Genomic DNA, 17,978 nt, shown 5'->3' with positions numbered 1-17,978 from the left:
GTGGTTAAGCTTAATAACGGTAGTCGAAAAGCTTGCCGGGCATGGTCGTTAAGCTATTGGGTTGTCATTTTGGTGTTAATATACTATTGTTGGCGGGTTAATGGGTTATATGATAATGGATAGTAGTTCAGGGTGAAGGGTTTGTAGTAACCATTCACCCTTTTGCTTAACCGTTCACCTGGGTGTCGTATTGTAATTGTCATTATATTAGTTATATACGATAGAATGGTGAACGGTGAATGCTTTTATGTCTGAATTGCATAGATATGCTTGTCTGTTTTCCGGATTTATTCTGTTTTAATTGCTTTCGCAGGGTTTGTCCGTGCTGCTTTTCGTATCTGCCAGATCAGGGTGATCAGCGATATGCTTGCGGTCAGCAGGAAAGCAACAGCGAAAATCCACCAGGATAACGGTGCTTTGTTGGCAAAGTTCTCCATATATTTCGTGATAGCCAGCCAGGAAAGAGGTGTAGCGATAATGAAAGACAGCCCTAGCAGCCTGTAATATTTTCGCAACAGCAAATTGGTGATGACTCCCACTGTCGCTCCGTTTACTTTACGGATTGCTATTTCCTTGTAGCGCTGCTGAATATCGAAAAGAGATAAACCGAATAGCCCTAATGAGGAGATCAGGATCGCAATCAAAGCGAATACGGAATAAATGGTGGCAATTTGTTTATCATTGTTGTATAAGGCTTCTATTTCGTCATCTACAAATGAATATTCGAATTCGCCTCCAATCAATTCGTCATGCAATTCTTTAAAAAAACGGATTGCTTCTATTCTATGTCCTGGGTTGATGGACGCCATGCATTTGCCGAAAAAGTTATCGGATATTATCGGTACCAGGACGACAGGCATGTTATTGCGCGAGAGATGTACGGTCTGAATATCTGATGTATATCCCTTTATCTGGCAGGGGGTTATTTTGTCATATATCATAACTTCTATCAGAGGAGTTTGCTGGTCTTTCCCGGCAAATGCTTTTTGGGCGGTAGCATTAAGTAGAACTTCATTTTCTGAGGTTGGGATAGTTCCATTTATTGGTATCTCATATAGAGTAAAAAAAGATCGCTGTACTTTAATATAGAGAATGTCCTGCCATTCTCCGCCCGGAACTCTGGCTTTTGTCAGGTTAAATTTACTCAGAGGGAATTCATATGGACTGATTCCGAAACAATAAGATTGAAAAATAGGCGATGCTTTTATTGCAGCTTGTATGCGTTCATTGTATTTCCGAGTTCGTTCGGTATCCTCTTCTGATATGTACATGGTGGATGACGGACGTTCGAACCACACTTTGATAATATCTTTTGTGCGATATCCAAGGTCGGCTTCAAGCATGAAATGGAGTTGCCTGGTGAAAAACAATGCACTTACAATCAGACATATTGTAATACTGTATTGTAGAATAAGGAACAAAAAACGCATTCCCTGTTTGTTCTTTCCGGATATGATACCTTGTAAAGAAATGACTGTGTGTTGCTTGTTGTAATGAAAGAATGGATATAATGTTATAATAAGCGGTAAACCGAACAAAAGTCCGAACGAAAGTGCCAGATTAAATATCTGAGGGGTGGTGGATGTGATTTGTAATATGTTGATTTGTAGTGGATAAGTAATTTCTATAATTGTCCATCCTAGTAATAAGGCTATCCCGACCAATGTCAGATTTTCTGCATACAACTGTATGAAAATCTGTCGGGGAGTAGCTCCGAATACTTTTTTCATGCCAAGTTCCTGTCCGCGTTTGAGGATTATGGATGAACAGATATGAATGAAGTTGAGGATTCCGATAGTCAGTAATAGTAAAGCAACGGTAGATAATATGTGTAGACTGTTACGATTACCCTGACGGAAAGTGTTTTCTCCTTTTCTGATCGTATTGTCCATATATAATTGGTCAAGAGGGAAAAGTTGAAACAAAAATGTTTCATTATTTGGTTGGAGGCAGTAATCTTCTAGCTTTTGATTGACTTTTTTGACATCAGTCCCCTCAACAAGTAGGGCTACACTGTAATAGTTTACAGGAGGCCATCTCCATTGTAGTTTTTGAGAGATCAGCATATCGAACGATAATGAACTTTGTGTCTTCGGTTCGCCTATTACCCCCTGTACGGTTAATAGATGTTCATTGTATTGTATGTTTTTTCCAATGGGACTTTCATTTCCGAATAATTTGTGGGCGAAGGAGCTTGTGATAATGGTACTGTTCGGTTCACTTAGTGCACGTGTAGGCTCACCTTCAATCATTGAATAACTGAATATTTCCAGAAATAAAGTATCGGTAGCCAATACATGAGAACTGAATTTGCTGTTGTTTGCTTCTACATTCACATCATATAGAGAGACGAAAGAACTTTTTTTCTCTATCTCGGGAAGCTCTAAAGGATCTTTATAATTTCTTTTTGACAGAACATTAGATGTTGTGAAGAGTAAAGGCTCCTGATTGCCATCCGGCCAATAACGTGCACTTAAATAGATCCGTTCATGATTTTTATTGAAATGATCGGTCGTCGCTTCGCTATATACATATCGGCTGATAATGATAACACAGGCCAGGCTCAATGCCAGACCGAGTACATTGATAACAGTGTATAAACGGAAACGCATCAGTGAGCGTATGGCTAGTAGGATGATCTTCATGAGGATGTATTATATAATTAGTTTATTCGGATTTGATAGCTTCGGCCGGATTGGTCCGTGCCGCTTTCCGTATCTGCCAGATCAGTGTTGCCAAAGATATGCCGGCTGTAATCAGTAGGGCGACGGCGAAGATCCACCAGGAGACAGATGCCTTGTGTGCAAAGTCTTCCAGATAGCGGTTGATGGCTAGCCAGGAGATTGGCGTGGCTATCAAGAAAGCGATTCCCAATAGTTTGTAATATTTCTGCAAGAGCATTCGCATGACGATGGCGGTAGTGGCCCCGTTTACTTTGCGGATGGCTATTTCGCGGAAACGTTGCTGTACGTCGAATAACGAGAGACTGAATAGACCCAGGGAAGAGATCAGGATTGCGATTATGGCAAAGATGGAATAGATCTGTGTAAGGTGAAGATCTTCCAGATATAGTTCCCTGTGCTTGTCTTCGATAAAGCTATATTCGAAATTACCGCCGATCAGTTCGTCGTGCATACTTTTCAGAAATTGTATGGCTTCCTGTCTTTTCCCGGGAGCGATCGAAGCGAGTAAAGGTTCTCCGTACCAACTGGCACTTGGGGTCAGTATGATCGGATAATTTTTATTCGACAGATGGATGGGATTGAAATCTTTGAAAACACCTAATATACGATACGGTGGGTTCTGACTCATATCTTCTCCCAAATTGTACCATAATCGCTTCTCGGGTTGTAAGACTGTGCTTTCGATATCTTTTATACCTAATAGCTTCTTACCGGATTCGCTGATATACAATTCGTATCCTCTGTTCGATGGTTCTTCGTTGCTGATTGGTTCCCCTTCTATGATTTGGAGATCGAATAGTTTCATCCAGGCGGGCGTATTACTCATCACCCAGAATTCCTCGTATTTGCCGTCGGGCAGTTTGAATTTGGTGGTATACCCTTTATTCTTTGTGTTTTTTATCGGTTGATCTCCATACGTCCAATGTTCGAATAACGGAGATGTATCCATTTTCTGTTGGACAATCTGTTTGATATCTTGTCTTCTTTTATCTTCTTTAGCCCATTCCTCCGGCGTGAGGTCCTTTCCCATATAATGGAATTTCATGAATTGGGTTTCGATAATATCTTCTGTCCGTATTCCGATATCAGCATTTAGCATGAACCGTAATTGTTTGGTAAAGAACAGTGAACAGGTGACAAGGGCAAAAGTAATGATATATTGGATTGTCAGGAATAATTTGCGTGAGACAATAGAACCTCCGGCCTGATTGACGGAGCGAAGAGATTTGATTGGGGCTGAATAGTTGTAACGGATATAGGGAATCAATGCCGTGACACATGGAAGGATCAGCAGAATGCAACCCGAAAGGAGAAGGTCGAACGCCCGGTTGGATACCGGGGTGATATTCAATTGCGTTCGTACTAACGGGTCGGTTATCTCGACGATCATCCATCCTGCTAACAGGGCAATTCCGGTCATCAGGATGTTCTCTATATATAATTGTGCATAGATCATTTTACTCCCGGCTCCGAATACTTTCTTCATTCCGAACTCTCTTCCCCTCCGTAAAATAACAACCGAGTAGATATTAATGAAATTGAAGAGTCCGATAAGCAAAATCATCAATGCAACTATCGACAGGATCCATACATGAGTAAAGTTACCGGTTCTGAAGAAGTAGTTTTCGATATTACCGTTGAAATAGACTTTTGATAGCGGGTAAAGCTGGAAGCGGAGGCTGAATCGCCATAGTTCCATGTGCATGAATTTGTTGTACTGTGCATTGACCTGCTGATAATCGGTGTTCGGATGAAGCCGTACCAGATGGATGCCGATATGATCCCAGAAGGAGGATAGCCGGTCGGAGACTATAATGTCAAAGTCTATACTACTGGCTGTTACCGGTTCCCCGATGATACCGACGATCGTGACAACTTTACCGCTGAAGAGTTGCAATTGTTTACCGAGTACCGGCTCTTCTGCGAATACTTTCCGGGCAAACTGCCGGGTGATAATGGCTTCATTCGGTTTTGTCAGCGTCGTTGTGCCGCTGATCAGCGGATATGTTAGTATTTTGAAGATATTACTGTCTGCGACAAGGGTTTTGCATCCGTATCCTTTGTCGTTATATAAGCAATCGGTATTGTCGTATAATATCATTCGGCTTGCATATTCTACAGCGGGATGCTCCAACAAATTGATAAATGAGGCTTCGTTGTTCGGATTTCCTATATCGGAATATCTGAGGATACCCGGATTTTGATCGTCTTCATAAACCGTTACATAGATCCTGTCGAGTTCCGGAAGAAAGTGATCGGTGGATAATTCACTGTGTACATACCGGCCGATAGTAATTACACAGGCCATACTAAGGGCTAGCCCTAAAATATTTATAATGGTATAGAGCCGAAAATGACTAAGTGCTCGTATGGCAAGTAGAAGTATTTTCATGGTATCTGTTTTCTGCTTTTATTTCAGAATCAATTCTTCCGCGTCGCCAAAAGTACTATATCCGGTGACAATAACCTTGTCGCCTGCTTGTAACCCGCCGGTAATCTCATACTGCTGCGGATTCTGGCGGCCGATGCTGATGCTTACTTTACGCGCTTTTGTTCCTGCCTCATTCAGTTTATATATCCATTGTCCGCCGGTAGTCTGGAAGAAATCTCCGCGGGGGATGACCAAGGCTTCTTCCGGCTGCCCCAGTTCGACCTGTACACGGAAGCTTTTTCCGATACGGACATTGTCGGGAGATTCTTCGGTGAAGACAAGGTCGACATCGAAGTTACGGTCTTTTACTTCCGGTACTACTTTGGTGATACGCAACGGATATTTCTTTCCCTGCCAGGTGATCGTGGCGGGGAGGCCGGTGGTGATACGGTCGATATAATATTCACTGAGTGAGGTATGTATTTTGAACTGGTCGAGTACCTTGATCTCGGCGATGGCCTCTGTACTCTGTACCTGCTGGCCCGGAGTCACTTTGACGAAACTCAGCTGTCCTGCCAACGGAGCACGGACGATCAGGTTCTCCATACGTTCCTGAGCGCGGTCGAATTTCTTTCGTTCCCGTTCCAGGTCGTTCTTCATCAGTTCGCGGCGGAGGATGGTTGCTGCACTGTCGTGGCGCAAACCTTCCAGTTGCAGAGCCGTACTTTGTGTTTTATATTCGAATTCATCCCGCTGTACTTCCAGCTGTGCTTTACTTTTTACACCCATACGGAACTCCTCTTCATCGAGGGCGAAACTCTTTTTCAGTCGGTTGAGTTCGTAGGTCGTTTGTAGCGTCTGCTTCTGCAGGTCCAGGCTTTTCTGTTCCATTTCGATCTCTTTTTCCTGGTAGGAGATCAGCTGCTTTTCCCATTCGTCCCGCTGGTCGTCGATAGTACGTACCAGGTCCGGATTATTCAGGGTCAGGATGGTGTCTCCTTTTTCCATCATAGTCCCTTCTTCTGCCACGATCCGTTCGACGCTTCCGGCTTCCCGGGCATTTATCTTAATGGTCAGGATCGGTTGAACGACGCCCTCCACATCTACGTATTCGAGGAATTTATCCGCTTGTGCTTCACCGATAATAAGGTTGTCGGCCTCTGTACGTAGTTTTCGTCCTCCGGATGCAACGATGGAAACGTACACTAGGAGGATTATAAAAGCTACACCTCCGGCAATATGCCAGCGGTAACGGTAATATACGGGTTTCTTTTCAATAGGTCTGTCCATTATTTTATTTCATTAATTGTTCGTAATCGAATGTCAGTTCACGGCTTTTCTCGAAGTCGTAGCCGGTCATGCTGCGCAGGCCGTAATACAAGCTCCAGTAATTATATAAAGCCGTGATATATTCTCTTCGTGCCCGATCTTTTTCGCTGATGGAAGCGTTGAGATCGAGGATAGTGGATTTGCCCAGGAGGTAAAGTTTCTGTGCCACATCGTTCCTGCGTTGGGCGGTCAGGTCGGTCTTTTGGGCGATCGTCACTTTATCTGCCTGCAGGTTGAACTGTTTGACCATTTTGATGACGTTCAGTTCGAAGTCGTTGCGCGATTGTTCTACTTCGGTATATACTTTGTCGCGATTGCTGAGAGCCACTTTAACCTTCCCTTTGCCTACGCCCCAGTCCAGGATCGGGATTCGTATACCCAAACTGACCAGCTGCTGGTCCAAAGGATTCCGGTAAGCCTCTTTCAGTTTCTCATTCGTCTGTGTCAGTCCGAACTGCATGTACAGGTCGGCTTTGAAGCCGCGCGAAGCTTTTGCCTGTGCAACGGCACTTTCACTTTCAAGCCGACGGCGCTGCAGATATTCCGGCTCCGGATTGTTTTCATAAGCCAGTTCCAGAGCCTGTTTTACATCCACATTGAAATGTGGTATTTCTTCATTTACATCGGCAACCAGTTCGGAGGCATTATTGATCCCCAGGTAACTGCGTAGAAACTGGATACAGTCGTCCACTTCGATACGGGCGTTCATCATATTTGTTTGCTCGGTCAGCAGGTTAAGCTCCAGTTGCAGCATCTCGTTTTCTGTGATCGTCCCGATATTATACCGTCCTTTAGCATATTGGAACAGTGTATCGGCATTTGCGTAATTATATTGTGCTATTTCCCAGTTCGTCTGTGCAGTCGCCAGTTGGAAAAACTGTTGGGTTGCCTGTGCGGCTACCAGTTCCAGTGTTTCTACCAAATTCTTTTGTGATTCGACATAGCGGATAGGTTCGATTTTTCTATCCCACTTGAACTGATTGTATCCGAACAGGTTTTGCTCATATCCGACAACTACCGGTGTACTGTTATACGAGCTGGTCTTTTCCGAAAACAGATCCAGTCTTTGTAAGGCCGTTTTTACGAAGAGGCTACCTCCTGTGAACGGTATATTCTGATTGATCGTTAAACCGGCATCTATCATCAATTGGTTACGATGAACGAAACTCTCTCCTCCGTCGGGTAATGTAACCGAACTGATCGACCGGTTCAGCGAAGGATCGGAGGTGAAAGTAAGGCTCGGCAACATGTTTGCCCGGAAAGAACGCCAGTTCCAGTAAGATGCCCGGAAAGAATGACGAGCGGCAATAGCCTGGGGCGATTGCTCCTGTGCGATGCGTACAGTCTCTGACAAAGTCAGATGTAACGTGTCCTGCGAGTAGGCCGGAAATAGGACCGTCGTGGCAAGGATTATGGATAATATGTAACTTTTTATCTGTTTCATATTCTATAAGAAACAAATAGTATGCCATATTTGTAACCTGTTGATTGATAGTTCTAAAAGAAACGATGCGATTGCTTTTGTAGTGCGTGTACGCACGAAAAACGTTCGTATTCGCACGCACATACAATGGCTTTTATACTTATCTTTACAACCAAATCAGTAACAGGAATGAAACAAGGGAAAATATTAATCATCGATGACAATGAAGATGTGCTTTTTGCATTGAATCTGCTGTTGGAGCCTTATGTCGAACAGATCCGTGTCACTACGCAACCGGAACGGATCGAGCATTTTATGGAAAGCTATGTGCCCGATGTGATTTTACTGGATATGAACTTCCGGCGGGATGCCATCAGCGGGCAGGAAGGTTTCTTCTGGCTTGAAAAGATAAAGAAGACAGATCCGGATGCTGTCGTTCTCTTTATTACGGCTTATGCCGATACGGAAAAAGCCGTACGCGCCATTAAAGCCGGGGCGACGGATTTTATACCTAAACCCTGGGAGAAAGAGAAGTTGCTGGCTACCTTGTCTGCCGCTCTGAAACTTCGGGAAAGCCGTACCGAGGTTCGGTCGCTGAAACGTCAGGTAGCAGCTCTTGAGAGTTCGGAGGATGACGGGTTTGAGATTATCGGTGAAAGTAATGCCATGCAGGAGATCTTTACGACGATCGAGAAGTTGCGTGATACGGATGCAAATATCCTGATTCTGGGTGAAAACGGTACGGGTAAGGATCTTGTGGCACGCGCCTTATATCATCATTCGCCACGTAACGGACAGGTTTTCGTAGGGATCGATCTGGGGAGTATCCCTGAACAACTTTTCGAGAGTGAACTGTTCGGATATGAGAAAGGAGCTTTTACCGATGCCCGTCGTGATAAACCGGGACGTATGGAGGTGGCTACCGGCGGTACACTTTTCCTGGATGAGATCGGTAACCTGAGTCTGCCTATGCAAGCTAAATTGCTGACAGCGATAGAGAAACAACAAATCACCCGTTTAGGAGCGACACGTCCGATAACCATTGATGTCCGCCTGATCTCGGCAACCAATATAAATATTCATGAGATGGTGGGAAAGGGAACTTTCCGTCAGGATTTACTCTATCGTATCAATACGATAGAACTACATATTCCTCCTTTACGGGAACGCGGTAATGACATTCAGTTGCTGGCAGATTATTTTCTTGCCCGTTATGCCCGTAAATACAAGAAAGATATCAAAGGTCTCTCACGTGATGCACGGAGTAAGCTGCAGAATTACAACTGGCCGGGGAACGTCCGCGAATTACAACATGCGATTGAACGGGCAGTGATCCTATCTGATGGCATGATGCTGAAACCGGAGAATTTCATGCTTCAGCCTACTGCATCGAATAAGATTGCAGAGCTGGAAGAGCTCAACCTGAGCATTTTGGAGAAGGAAGCGATCGAACGTGCTTTGCGGCGTGCCGAAGGGAATGTGACCCGTGCTGCCGAACTATTGGGAATTACCCGTTTTGCCCTTTACCGGAAACTGGATAAGCTGGGCCTATGAAACGATATATTATCCTGATAAAGATCGTTTTGATTGTATTGCTCTCGCTGGCTATTGCATTCCTTATATTGAAAAGCCTTTATTTTACATCTGTTATGATGGGGGCCATCCTGGTCGTACTGGCTTTCTCTTTGTATCTGGACCAGCGGAAGACGATCCGCCGGATGGAGCATCTGATTGCGAATATCCATTACGGGGATCTGAACCTCTCTTTTCCGGTACCTTCTTCCGGAGGTGCTGAAGCCCAGTTGACCCGTTCGATGAATGAGGCTTTGAATGCATTCCGCTCCCGGCTTTATAACTCAGTAGTGGCGGAAGCTGAGACGGATGCCTGGCAGAAATTGATCCGTGTCCTTACGCACGAGATCATGAATTCGATTGCCCCTATTATCTCCCTGTCGGAAACGGTTACGGAACGTGCTGCTTCGAATGGGATGAATGAACGTGATTATGCCGTGATGCTACAGGCGATACAGACCATTCATCGCCGTAGCAAAGGGTTGCTCGACTTTGTGGAAAATTACCGTAAGCTGACGCGTATTCCGACTCCGACCATGCAGATATTTCCGGTATCGACTTTGTTCAGTGATTTACAAAAGTTGGTCCCGGCAGCGGGGATACATGTCGTTTACTCCATTCATCCGGCAGAACTGAGATTGTATGCCGACCGGAGCATGATCGAACAAGTCCTTATCAACCTGCTGAAAAATGCTATAGAAGCCTGTTGTGACAGTGAGTTCCCTGAAATTCATATAGATGCTTTCAGACGGGACGGGATGCCGGTCGTAACTGTTTCTGATAACGGCAGCGGTATCGTGCCTGAAGCATTGGATAAAGTGTTTGTCCCTTTCTTTACGACCAAACAGGGAGGATCGGGGATCGGATTGAGCGTCTGCCGGCAAATTCTGAACCGGCATGGCGGTAATATAACCGTTGCATCGGAAATAGAAAAAGGAACCACATTTACCATGCAATTCCCCGGTACACGTGCAATTTAGTTGTTATAAGAGTTCTGTTATTTTCTTTTTCAGGTCGTTGGGCTTGATCGGTTTGGCAACGTAATCGTTGAATCCACTCTGTTTGACCCGTTGTTCATCTTCGGCAAAAGCAAAGGCTGTTACGGCAATAATGGGTATGACCGTATTGTCTTTACGTATTTCTTTTGTTGCCTGGTAACCATCCATAAGCGGCATTTTGAGGTCCATCAGGATCATATCCGGATGGTATTTCTTATAGAGGTCTACTGCTTCCTGACCGTTCCAGGCATGTACCAGATTGTATTCTTTGAGTATTGCTTTTATATATGTATAGTTGCTTTCATTATCTTCCGCTATCAGTAAAGTGGATTTTTTACTGTCATTACCCGTAGAGGTACTGCTTTGTATTTCTATTTTTATCGGTTCGATAGGAGCAATATGTGATTCTTCGATCACGGTGTCAGGCAGGGTGAACCAGAAAGTCGATCCTTGCCCCGGTTCCGATTCTACGCCGATCTCTCCCCCCAGCTTCTGTATGATCATCTGGCAGATGGATAACCCGAGTCCGGTTCCCTGTGCGAAATTATCTAATTTGACAAAACGTTGGAAGACGCTGTCTTTGACGGTCTTGTCGATGCCACAGCCTGTATCGGAAACAAAAAATACTAATTGACTTCCTTTGTGTTTGTATCCGAAACGTATACCTCCCTCTTTGGTAAATTTGATCGCATTGTTGATAAAGTTGGTTATTACCTGCGACAGACGGTTTTTATCCGTCCTGATAATACAATGGGACATTTTCTCTACGAACGAAACCTGAACACCCTCTGCTGCTTTGAGGCGTGATGTTTGTTCTATATCACATAACAGTTGGTTGATATCGACATCCGAGTAAACAAATTCGAGCGTATTGGCCTCTATCTTTGCCAGGTCGAGAATATCGTTTATCAATTGTAGCAGGAGTTCGTTGTTGTTGTTGATGATATTGATGTATTCTTCCCGTTCTTCCAACTCATCAGTCATGGCCAGCAGTCCGGAGAAGCCGACGATAGCATTAAGCGGCGTACGTATTTCATGGCTCATATTCGCAAGGAATGCCGATTTCAGGTGATCGGATTCTTCTGCTTTCTCTTTTGCCAGTCTTAACTCGTTTTCTGCCAGTTTCTGTTTGGTGACATTCTCTTTTTTGAATACGACACCCAGTAAATTATCCTTTGCATCCAGTATCGGGTTAGCAAATACGTGTGTATATTCGCCCGGAGCACATTGTTTGACTAACTCGAAAGGTTTCCGGCTTTCCATAGCGGAGATCAGAGCACATTCGTCACAATACGGCTTTTGTCCGTTCTTGACCAGGCAGCAGTTTTTAGGACCGTATTGAGGTCTGCACGGCATTTTGATCTGGTTCTCCCATTTGACCGAATAATCCGGTTTTATGAAACGGATAGAAGATTGTATGTTATTCATGATGATAACATTATCCTTCTGTATATCCAGCAACTCGTCTTTCAGCCGGTTGGTCCTGAACAGGAAAAACAGGATCATGACCAGGAAAAGCAGTAATACGCATGCTACAATCAACAAAAGTTCGAATCTGTATTTTACGAACAGGTTTCCGTCTATATTGATCAGTATGGAGTCGGCTGGCAACTTGCTTCTTTCGATGTTGAATTCTTTTAGTTTTTTGGCATCGAAGGTGTAGGTATTGGGGATATTTACCGTCTTCATATCCTTTAACAGTACTTTCTTTGTTTGGATATCAATAACCTGTTTGGCAAGATCTTTTCCGATAGGGCGGTATTTGGGGATATATCCTCCTATGGCCCAGTGGCTAAGTCCGATCGAAGTCAAAGTAAAAGCCGGAATCCCGGGGTTGCCTGACATCATGGTGTAGGTGGCATTCCCTACATAGTAACCGTCGTTTACGTCTACGCGCCACGTCCCTAATAAAATGACAGTCTCTTTAGGTAACTTTTTTATTTGTTCGACAACCGTATAAATATTGTTCTTTCGTCCGTCCAGCAGGATCAGGTTTTGGTCAGGAAACTCTTTCAGCTCCTTTTTTACCAGAGCCTGCAAGGCGATGCCGCCGTAGCTGTTGTCTGTTATCAATGCAAAATGTTTTGTTGCAGGATAAAGATCGAGAGCGAGTTCAATGTTCTTTTTTATATCATAATTATAGGTAAATCCCGATAAATGGTATCCGTTGTTTGTGTAACTCTGAATATCGATGCTTTCCGGATCCCATTCGGTCAGTCTGGTACTTGAGTCCGGTAGGATAACAGCGTTGCTGCTGACCATTCCGCATACGATAGGAACCTCCTTCAAAATAGGTTCATCCTGCGACAGATAAGAGGACCATCCTTCCTGACCTAAAATAATAATAACCTGAGGTGTGCTTTCGTTACTGTATTTTTTCAGCAAAGTTTCCATTTTTCCTTTCCATAAAGGAGCTTCCGGTAAACTCTTACAGTTCATGTTCTCGATAATGACCGGTGCTGTACCGCCCAGATGCTTGTATTCCTCCATGAATTCGGAAATATTCTGCGTCGTATTACGGGTATCCGGATTATAAGAACTGATAATGAGGATTGGATGAGTGTCATCTTCGGCATAGCCTGGAACAGTCAATAATAAACATACAAGTATGAATAGTATTCGTATGTGGTATGTAATATTTATATTTTTCAGAATCGTTTTAAACATTGATACCTTTTCTGTTACAGTCTGTATTCCCGGCTACAAAAATAAGCATTATTTGTAATCTTTGTAGAACTATGGCAAATAAAAACGCAAGAAAATCAAGGGTATTATATTTCTATCATAATGCCGATGCTGGGCAATAAGGTTCCTGTCATACGTTCTACCGGTTTCAGTTCATATCGTTGTTCTTCTTTAGGTGCTTCGGGGTTCACGATCTTTCCGGTTTTTATGTAGACATCCTGTTCTTTATATTTCGAATTAAGCACATTCTGCAGGTCTATATAAAGTCCGAGCATGACTTTCTTAAGGTAAAACGTTTTGTCCACGCGCAGATCCAGCTGGGTGAAAGGTTTCAGGCGTTCGCTGTTGAAGCGGCTGTAGTCGTAATAGAGGCTGCCGCTGGCATCCCAGGCTTCCACATAACTGCTCTTTTCCACATCATAAGGTGTGTAAGGGGCACCGCCGACTACCCGGAACTTGGCACCTATATCCCAATTCCGGGGGAGTGAGTAGGTACCGCTGAAAGTGAAAAGATGTTTGTTATCCCAGGCAGAAGGCAGGTATTTGCCTGTCTTTCTGCCATCTTTGAACTCACTTCTTACGTATGTGTAGGAAGCGATAAAAGTAAGTCCTTTATAATTATACCAGCGTCCCATCAGCTCCATGCCATACGCATGTCCGGTGGCGGTGGAAGTAACGGCTTCATTTCCCAGTACACCATAGTCTGTTCCTTTGGATGCCAACGGAATACTGTCGATGGCCGACATCGGATAATGGTTATACTGTTTGTAAAATCCTTCTGCCGTGAATTTCAGATAAGAAGCAGGACGGTATTCCAATCCTAAGCCAGCCTGATCGCTGCGGATATATTGCAGGTCGTTGGATTTGTTGATGTAATTACCGTTGTTATCCTTGAATCCCATAACGGTATAAGGAGGTAGTTCATAGTAGCGTCCGGCATTCGCATTCAGATATATGTCTCCGGCAATCCGGTAAGACAATGAGAGGCGTGGAGATAGCTGGTCTAGCATATTATTCATTTTGGATGAATAATTATTGGCATCCGTACGAAGTCCGAGGGAGGTAGTAAAGCGTTCATTGTCGCTCTCATAGATCGCTGTGGCATATAATCCCCATTTCCATACACCCAGATCGGTCTGATAGGTTATTTCTTTGGGTACCGTGGTAAATTGTTTTTGAAAAGTATGGTTGGTATATTCCGAATAATCGATATTTCCACCTACTTGTAGCTGTATATAGGGAAGACGGAAAATATTTTCGCTGCGAAATTTATTCTCAATCTCGTCCGAGCGATAATTCAATGTAAGGTTATCCGGTGTACTTTCATCGTTGTCACGGTATTTGATGTTCTTGTTATTCATCTGGCTACGGCTTACGATCAGCGAATAAATATTTTTTCCTGTATAATGTTTGTAGACGGCTCCCAGCGTGTATGTTTTTTGTTTGACAACGGGCAGATAGGCGAGAATATATTGGTTTTTCTCACTCATATCTTCCATGCCGGTGTTCAGTTTCATATCGTCGATGGCACCCAATCCAAGAAATGTCAGTTCGTTTTTCTTGTTGAAAGAATGTTTGATCTTGAACTGTGCATCCGTGAAGGTCGGCAGAAAAGGAAGTCCGATCATATCGAACAGGAATTGCAGATAGGAACGTCTGACGGATACCTGGTAGGTCGTTTTATCTCCTATAGGACCATTGACCGACAGGCCGATATCGGAGGCTCCAAGCACACCACGCAGGGAGAACTTTTCTTTATTACCGTCCTGTAGTTTGAAGTCCAGTACCGAACTCAGTGCATTTCCTCTGGCTGCCGGGAAAGCTGCTGAATAGAAATTGACTTCACGTATGAAATCGGGATTGATAATTCCGACCGGTCCTCCCGAAGCTCCTTGTGTAGAGAAATGGTTAATATTCGGAATTTCTACTCCATCCAGGAAAAAACGGTTTTCGGACGGTCCGCCGCCTCTTACCATCAGGTCGTTCCTGAATGCGGCTGTGGAAGCTACGCCGGGAAAAGATTGTACGACACGTGAGATGTCCCGGTTCCCGCCCGCGCTCTTTTCAATCTCTTTAAATCCGATGACACGCAGACCGAGCGGACTTTCAGCCGTTTTACGAAAAGGGGAGGCAACGACACTGACTTCCTGCAAGTTTTCACTGGCAGGATCCAGTTCGATGGGGAAAAAGATATCTTTATTGGCAACACGGAATTCTGCTGTTACCGCAGGTTTGTATCCGAGAAACGAAGCCTGCAGGCGATAGCTGCCGGGGGCGACTCCCGTTATTTCAAAATTACCGATAGAGTCGGTAGCCGTTCCCTGTGTCGTATTCCATATAATAACGGTTGCATAGGGGATGGGTTCCCCGCTTGCCGCTTCTTTTACCATTCCCTTGATGGAATAAGTCTTCTGTGCCTGTGCTATCTGAGTACAGGTAAGGAATAGAAAAAAGACAACAAGCTTCTTTATCATCTTTGTTTTTATTTTAGGTCCACAAAGATAAATAAAATGACGTGATAAACTGAGGTAATCTTTGTAAACTCAGCTTTACAGGTCTTTTTTCATTATCAACCGATTCTCTTCTTTCAGACGCAGATATGAAACTTCATTCATGATGCTTCGGATAAGAAAAATACCCAGTCCGCCGATTCCCCGCTCTTCTATGGGCAGTTTGATATCCGTATCGGGTACCTGAGTCGGGTCGAACGATTGTCCTCTATCTGTTAGCAAAAAGATCAATTGCTGAGGACTGACCGTTACTTTCAGTAGTATTTCATGATGTTCGCCTTCGGGATAGGCATACATGATGACATTTACTACTGCCTCTTCCAATGCCAGGTTGATATTCATGATCGTTTCAGAAGATAAATTGAGGTCATTACCTAACTCTTCTATAAATTCCTGTATCCGGGAAATTTCTTCCAGATCGTTAACTATTCTGATTTCTCTACTGCTTGTCATAATCAATTCCTTTCCTGTTTTTGATTGTTCGGTTCATAATGTATTACCAGTATTGTCAGGTCGTCGCTTTGTTCCGCCAGTTGTACGTGGTGGGCAACTGAACAGATAACGGAGCTCACAATGGCATGTATATCCTGTTGGGAATTGGCAGATAATGTTTTTATCATATTAGCTTCTCCGTACAATTCCTTTTTGGCATTTTCTGCCTCTGTTATTCCGTCTGTGTAAAAGAATATTTTAGTACCTTTTTCAAGATAAAAGATCTCGTTTGTATATTCATGGTCAATCATGATACCGACAATCAGATGTGTCCGGGCTTCTATTAACGAAACCTTTCCCTCTGGGGAAACTTGTACAGGTAAGGTATGTCCCGCGTTACATATCTTTAACTCTCCGCTGTGAAGGTCCAGGACGCCGACAATGAGCGTAATGAACATATTGGTTTCGTTATTTTCTGAAATAGCGTTATTCATACCCGATACGATTGTTGCCGGTGAGTCTGTATGGCGTGAAAACGAGCGGAACATACTGCGCGCAATAGCCATAAATAAGGAGGCGGGAACTCCTTTTCCCGATACGTCGCCTATGATAAAATAAAGCTTGTCGTTCTCGATGAAATAGTCATACAGGTCACCTCCGACTTCCCGGGCCGGCTGGAGTATCGCGTATAAGTCTACATCCTGGCGGCTGGGGAAAGGCGGGAATGTTTTAGGGATCATTCCCATCTGGATTTCCCGGGCTATGGACAGTTCGCTTTCAATACGTTCTTTTGTCGCCGTAGTTTCATGGAGTTTTATCACGTAATCGAATAGCGATTGTTGCATATATGCAAGTGAATCGTGTAACATTTTTATTTCGTCATATGATTTAACCTCTGGCAGTTTCACATTGAAACGGCCGGTGGCTATAACTCTTGCCGATTCGGAAAAGGCTGCGAGCGGTTTTACCAGCCGGCGGATAATGATATGAATGACGAAGAACAGAATAAGCATTCCGGTCAGTAAGCCGAATAGTATCTGGCCGGAGATGGTATCCAGGTCTTTTAAAATTATACTGGGTGGACAGACATTGGCTACTGACCATCCTATGTGAGGTATGGATGAATAGAAAATATAAGCGGGATTACCATTCAGTTTAATTTGCGCTGTATGGGTCTGTCCGGCCAACATTTCTTGTCCGACATTTTCCAAACCTGTATTATTCGAGGTAAACGCATCGGTCAGGATCGTTTCATTCATTATTTTCTCATGGTCAGGATAAGTCAGATAACTGCCGTTGCGGCTGATCAGGAATGTGAAACTGGATGAATACGGTTTCAACTGATCTATCATGGTCGTGAACCGGGATAATGATATGTTAGCTGTGAAGATAGCATACACTTTTCCTTCCTTGTCTAATAAAGGAAGTGAATAGGTACTCATTATAAAGTTGCCGCCTCCCTGGTCATAATAAGGCTCGCTCCAGTAATCCTGCTTTAGCAACTTAGGGATCAGGTACCAATCCATACAAGGATAATCATAACTTTGACTGCCCAGTAGCGAATATTCCGTTTTTTTGTTTATAACTGACACGTAGGGCATGAAATATTTCTCTTTTGTTTTATAATAGTAGGGCTCGAATGCGATGCCACTACTTTCTATGAGATCGTTATTCTCTGCTACGGCGGCTATGATGCGGTATAATGAGTCCGGATCGTTCAGGCTTTCTTCTATCGTCCAGACTGATTGATACATCGTTGTTTCTACGGTCTGTAACAGATTATTGATCTCGATAGCCGTATTGTATAATTGCCCATGCGTAGATTTGATCGCATAATCGGTGACCTTCTCACGACTGTATGAATAGAACAGCACTATGATGACGGCAAATACTACCAGTGCGAATGAGAGTACATAGACACTCATGCGGGTGGCAAAAGACTTGAATTGAAATATTTGTCTAAAGGGGTGCATG

At 43.9% G+C, this 17,978-nt stretch carries 10 protein-coding genes; 2 read left to right on the top strand and 8 right to left on the bottom strand.

All coding sequences use genetic code 11. The annotated features are described in order from the left end of the window. Positions 1-287: 287 nt before the first annotated feature. The 4 genes from DWX23_RS05520 to DWX23_RS05505 are packed head-to-tail and all read right to left on the bottom strand — an operon-like array spanning position 288 to position 7,828. Complete coding sequence (locus DWX23_RS05520; RefSeq protein WP_199673229.1) at positions 288-2,645, bottom strand: ABC transporter permease; 2,358 nt, start codon at positions 2,643-2,645, stop codon at positions 288-290. Between the two features lie 22 nt (positions 2,646-2,667). Then, positions 2,668-5,076, bottom strand: coding sequence for an ABC transporter permease (locus DWX23_RS05515; RefSeq protein ID WP_122373726.1), 2,409 nt, complete (start codon positions 5,074-5,076; stop codon positions 2,668-2,670). 18 nt (positions 5,077-5,094) lie between these two features. Beyond that, positions 5,095-6,345, bottom strand: a complete 1,251-nt coding sequence (locus DWX23_RS05510; protein ID WP_122355452.1) for an efflux RND transporter periplasmic adaptor subunit — start codon at positions 6,343-6,345, stop codon at positions 5,095-5,097. A gap of 4 nt (positions 6,346-6,349) precedes the next feature. Beyond that, positions 6,350-7,828 (bottom strand): TolC family protein, encoded by a 1,479-nt coding sequence (locus DWX23_RS05505; RefSeq protein WP_122373725.1) that lies wholly within the window; start codon positions 7,826-7,828, stop codon positions 6,350-6,352. 168 nt (positions 7,829-7,996) lie between these two features. Between DWX23_RS05505 and DWX23_RS05500 the strand changes: the two genes are divergently transcribed. Both DWX23_RS05500 and DWX23_RS05495 read left to right on the top strand, forming a co-directional pair. After that, positions 7,997-9,361: a sigma-54 dependent transcriptional regulator gene (locus tag DWX23_RS05500; protein ID WP_122355548.1), complete on the top strand. Its 1,365-nt coding sequence runs from the start codon at positions 7,997-7,999 to the stop codon at positions 9,359-9,361. Next, positions 9,358-10,359 carry a PAS domain-containing sensor histidine kinase gene (locus tag DWX23_RS05495; RefSeq protein WP_122373724.1) on the top strand — a complete coding sequence of 334 codons (1,002 nt, stop codon included), beginning with the start codon at positions 9,358-9,360 and terminating at the stop codon, positions 10,357-10,359. The genes DWX23_RS05500 and DWX23_RS05495 overlap by 4 nt, the downstream gene beginning before the upstream one ends. A 3-nt stretch (positions 10,360-10,362) precedes the next feature. Here the strand turns inward: DWX23_RS05495 and DWX23_RS05490 are convergent, their stop codons facing one another. From DWX23_RS05490 to DWX23_RS05475, 4 genes are all read right to left on the bottom strand, one after another. Next, positions 10,363-13,044 (bottom strand): ATP-binding protein, encoded by a 2,682-nt coding sequence (locus tag DWX23_RS05490; RefSeq protein ID WP_122373723.1) that lies wholly within the window; start codon positions 13,042-13,044, stop codon positions 10,363-10,365. Positions 13,045-13,148: 104 nt separating this feature from the next. Beyond that, a complete protein-coding gene (locus DWX23_RS05485; protein WP_122373722.1) occupies positions 13,149-15,536 on the bottom strand; it encodes a TonB-dependent receptor in 2,388 nt (795 codons plus the stop codon). A 75-nt stretch (positions 15,537-15,611) separates the two neighbouring features. Then, on the bottom strand, positions 15,612-16,025 hold the full coding sequence (locus tag DWX23_RS05480) for an ATP-binding protein (protein ID WP_122355442.1): 414 nt from the start codon (positions 16,023-16,025) through the stop codon (positions 15,612-15,614). A gap of 2 nt (positions 16,026-16,027) precedes the next feature. Next, the gene (locus DWX23_RS05475; RefSeq protein WP_122373721.1) at positions 16,028-17,977 is read right to left on the bottom strand and encodes a SpoIIE family protein phosphatase; all 1,950 of its coding nucleotides are present in this window, start codon (positions 17,975-17,977) and stop codon (positions 16,028-16,030) included. Position 17,978: the final 1 nt, after the last annotated feature.

The sequence above is a fragment of the Parabacteroides sp. AF18-52 genome (assembly GCF_003479145.1).
Classification (GTDB): Bacteria; Bacteroidota; Bacteroidia; order Bacteroidales; family Tannerellaceae; genus Parabacteroides; species Parabacteroides faecis.
This window is presented reverse-complemented; position numbering and strand designations above follow the sequence as displayed.

What these genes read in the sequence shown, in the direction of transcription:
- DWX23_RS05520 (WP_199673229.1), bottom strand. Translation starts at nt 2,645, where the DNA reads ATGAAGATCATCCTACTAGCCATACGCTCACTGATGCGTTTCCGTTTA.
- DWX23_RS05495 (WP_122373724.1), top strand. Translation starts at nt 9,358, where the DNA reads ATGAAACGATATATTATCCTGATAAAGATCGTTTTGATTGTATTGCTC.
- DWX23_RS05475 (WP_122373721.1), bottom strand. Translation starts at nt 17,977, where the DNA reads ATGCACCCCTTTAGACAAATATTTCAATTCAAGTCTTTTGCCACCCGC.
- DWX23_RS05490 (WP_122373723.1), bottom strand. Translation starts at nt 13,044, where the DNA reads ATGTTTAAAACGATTCTGAAAAATATAAATATTACATACCACATACGA.
- DWX23_RS05500 (WP_122355548.1), top strand. Translation starts at nt 7,997, where the DNA reads ATGAAACAAGGGAAAATATTAATCATCGATGACAATGAAGATGTGCTT.
- DWX23_RS05505 (WP_122373725.1), bottom strand. Translation starts at nt 7,828, where the DNA reads ATGAAACAGATAAAAAGTTACATATTATCCATAATCCTTGCCACGACG.
- DWX23_RS05480 (WP_122355442.1), bottom strand. Translation starts at nt 16,025, where the DNA reads ATGACAAGCAGTAGAGAAATCAGAATAGTTAACGATCTGGAAGAAATT.
- DWX23_RS05515 (WP_122373726.1), bottom strand. Translation starts at nt 5,076, where the DNA reads ATGAAAATACTTCTACTTGCCATACGAGCACTTAGTCATTTTCGGCTC.
- DWX23_RS05485 (WP_122373722.1), bottom strand. Translation starts at nt 15,536, where the DNA reads ATGATAAAGAAGCTTGTTGTCTTTTTTCTATTCCTTACCTGTACTCAG.
- DWX23_RS05510 (WP_122355452.1), bottom strand. Translation starts at nt 6,345, where the DNA reads ATGGACAGACCTATTGAAAAGAAACCCGTATATTACCGTTACCGCTGG.